Annotated in this window: 3 protein-coding genes and 1 pseudogene; 1 reads left to right on the top strand and 3 read right to left on the bottom strand. The window is 62.9% G+C overall.

Going from position 1 to position 2,925, the window contains the following annotated elements:
- Nucleotides 1–139 precede the first annotated feature (139 nt).
- Nucleotides 140–577, top strand: a complete 438-nt coding sequence (locus IVA96_RS21535) for a hypothetical protein (RefSeq protein ID WP_247307142.1) — start codon at nucleotides 140–142, stop codon at nucleotides 575–577.
- Here the strand turns inward: IVA96_RS21535 and IVA96_RS21530 are convergent.
- The 3 genes and pseudogenes from IVA96_RS21530 to IVA96_RS21520 all read right to left on the bottom strand — a co-directional run.
- A pseudogene (locus tag IVA96_RS21530) lies at nucleotides 578–2,205 on the bottom strand (IS66 family transposase).
- A gap of 54 nt (nucleotides 2,206–2,259) precedes the next feature.
- Nucleotides 2,260–2,610 (bottom strand): IS66 family insertion sequence element accessory protein TnpB, encoded by a 351-nt coding sequence (tnpB, locus tag IVA96_RS21525; protein WP_247275681.1) that lies wholly within the window; start codon nucleotides 2,608–2,610, stop codon nucleotides 2,260–2,262.
- A partial coding sequence (locus IVA96_RS21520) for a transposase (RefSeq protein ID WP_247419141.1) occupies nucleotides 2,607–2,925 on the bottom strand: 319 nt, incomplete at its 5' end. The genes IVA96_RS21520 and tnpB, both read right to left, overlap by 4 nt.

Raw genomic sequence — 2,925 nt, 5'->3', positions numbered from 1 at the left:
CGTGAGCGTCACGATAGGATCACCGGTGCCCGGGCTTGACTTGCGCGGAATGCTCTGGATAGCGCGGTCGGGATGATTGACGCCGCCGGCGCGCGGTGATGGGGTGACCCCCGGTTCGGAGCGGGCAACGGGGATCAGAATGACCAGCGAGTCGCATCTGCGCGAGAAGCTTCGGAAGATCGAGGCGTTGTTCGCAGGTGCCGGAACTGCTGGTGAGCGCTTTGCGGCGGAAGCCGCGCTGCAGCGGGTGCGGGCTCGGGTCGAGGAACTCGCTCGCCACGATCCACCGATCGAACAGCAATTCTCACTTCCCGACCAATGGTCTCGGCACCTTTTTCTGGCGCTTTGCCGCCGATATGGGCTGCGGCCGTTTCGTTATCGCCGGCAGCGACGCAACACGGTGATGGTCCGTGCATCACGAGGCTTCGTCGATCGAGTGCTGTTGCCGGAGTTCACCGAGCTGGAGGGTGCGCTGCAAGTGTATCTGCACGAGGTGACGCTGCGCGTGATCCGCGAAGAGATCTACGACGACGCCAGCGATGCGCAGGAAGTTCCCGACGCCTTGCCGTCGAACTGATCAAGCGGCGAGCTTTGCCTCCGAACCGTCGCGCTCGGCTTTCCAATTCCACGGCAGCAGCGCGTTCAGCTGATTGATCTTGGTGCGTCCGGAGATGATGGGCTCGAGAACATCCGTGAGATAGTGCCGCGGGTCGATGTCGTGAAGCTTTGCCGAGTTGATGAGCGATGCAAGAGTGGCCCAGGTTTCGGCGCCGCCCTCACTGCCTGCGAACAGATAGTTTTTCTTTCCCACCCCGATCGGCTTGATGCTGCGTTCGACCGTATTGCTGTCGATCTCGATGCGCCCATCATCGATGAAGCGCGTCAGGCCTTCCCAATGGTTGAGGGTGTAGCGGATCGCCTTGCCAAGGCCGGATTTCTTCGAGACTTCCAGCAGTCGCGCCTCGAGCCAGGGCTTGAAGTCCTCGATCAGCGGTCTGGTGTTGGATTGCCGCACCGCAGCTCGCTGCGTCGCCGGCAAACCACGAATGCGATCCTCAATGGCGTAGAACATCGCGATCCGCTGCAGCGCTGCCGCGGCAATCGGTGACTTCGTCGCGACGTGAACGTCCCAGAACTTCCGGCGCGCATGCGCGAAGCAGAACGCCAGTTGTACCAGACGGCCGCCGTTCTTGATCAGCCCCTTGTAGGCGGCGTAGCCGTCGACCTGCAGGATGCCGTCGTAATCTCCAAACAGCTGCCTGGCGCGGATCGCCTTGCGATCCTCGGCGAAGACGTAGACCACTGCCGGTGGCGCCGGGCCGCCCCACGGGCGGTCGTCGGTGGCGATCGCCCAGAACTGGAGACTTTGGTTCTGCCACGGCCGGGATCGAGAACTGGCAGCGGCGTCTCGTCGGCAAACAGCCGCGGGTAGGACATCACTGCGCGGCGCAACAGCGCGTGAAGCGGCTTCAGCCACCAGGCGACGCGGCCCATCCACGAGGCCAGCGTTTGCCGGTCGAGCGTGATGCCTTGGGCGTCAAACATCTGTTCCTGGCGATACAGCGGCAGCTGGTAGCCGTATTTCATCACTGCGATGTGGGCCAGCAAGGCTTCCGTCACCATTCCACCGTCGATCGCCTGGGCCGGCGCGGGGGCCTGCAGCACACCCTGGCGGCATCCACGGCAGCCGTACCGTGGACGAACAATGCGCTTGACACGGTACTGCATCGGAATGACGTCGAAGGCTTCCTTGACGGTCTCCCCGATCTTGTGCAGCCGCTCGCCGCAGCAGGGGCAGATGTGGCTCTCGATATCGATCACGACATCGATGCGCGGCAAATGCTCCGGAAGCTTCCCCCGGTTGCGTCGCGCCGGTCGCTTTCCACGGCCCTCCGCTCCGTCAGGCAGCCTGCCTCCGGTCACGTCGTCGTTGGCGGCGGCACGAGCCGCCTGTGCCGTGATGGTGAAGAGAGACAGCTGTCCGAGATCCAGTGTCTCGGAGCGGGGACCGAAGATCGTGCGCTTGTACTGAGACAGGATCATCAGGAGCTTATCGTTCTCCTGGATCGCAGCGTCGCGTTGGGCAATCGCCGCATCACGCTCGGCCGAAAGCGAGCTGCATTCCGCCGACAACGCCGCAAGCCGTGACGATAGCGCTATCACGGTTTGCCGGAGCAACGCTGGATCGGAAGGCAAATCACTCATGCAGAGTGATTCTACAACAACTCCGCATGAGTGACGAACGACCCTTGATAAGGATCAACCAGCTCGTACTGGCTGATCCACAATTCGCATCGGCACACGCTTCCAGTCCGAGCCATCGAGCAGCACCGAGAGCTGAGCATGAGATAGCGGCATGACGCCTTCCTTGATCGGCGGCCAGGTAAACTGCCCCTCGATTCTTTTGTAGTAAAGGACAAGCCCGCTTCCATCCCAAGTCAGGATCTTCACGCGATCTCGGCGCTTGGAGCGGAAGACATAAAGTCCGCCGTCGAACGGATCGGCTCCAAAGGCCTCGCTCACCAGCATCGCCAGCGAATCCATGCCGCGACGGAAATCGACCGGCTGCGTCGCAATCCAGATCGACAACCCAGGTCGAAGCCCGATCATCGACCAACCGTCCCGACTGCGGCCAGCACCTCGCACAGTGCCCGCCGGTCGACTGTCCCCCTGACATGGATGCGAACCGCGCCGACCTCGATCTCGATCGCCGCCTGCTCCTCACTCGGCAATTGGCCCCCGCAGCCGGTGATCGCGACCGGCACAAAGCCAGGTGGCATGCCTCTGTCCCCGCGCTCCGCGACCTGCGCCCGCCTGACCTGGCGACGCCAGAGAAACAACAGACTTGGACTGATGTCGTGTCGCCGCGCCAGCGCGGACACGCTTGCACCCGGCGCAAAACTCTCCGCGACAATCGCCGCCTTC

Source organism: Bradyrhizobium sp. 159 (assembly GCF_023073795.1).
GTDB lineage: Bacteria > Pseudomonadota > Alphaproteobacteria > Rhizobiales > Xanthobacteraceae > Bradyrhizobium.
Note: the sequence above shows the minus strand (reverse complement) of the source record. Positions and strands in the feature narration are given on the sequence as shown.

What these genes read in the sequence shown, in the direction of transcription:
- IVA96_RS21535 (WP_247307142.1), top strand. Translation starts at nt 140, where the DNA reads ATGACCAGCGAGTCGCATCTGCGCGAGAAGCTTCGGAAGATCGAGGCG.
- tnpB (WP_247275681.1), bottom strand. Translation starts at nt 2,610, where the DNA reads ATGATCGGGCTTCGACCTGGGTTGTCGATCTGGATTGCGACGCAGCCG.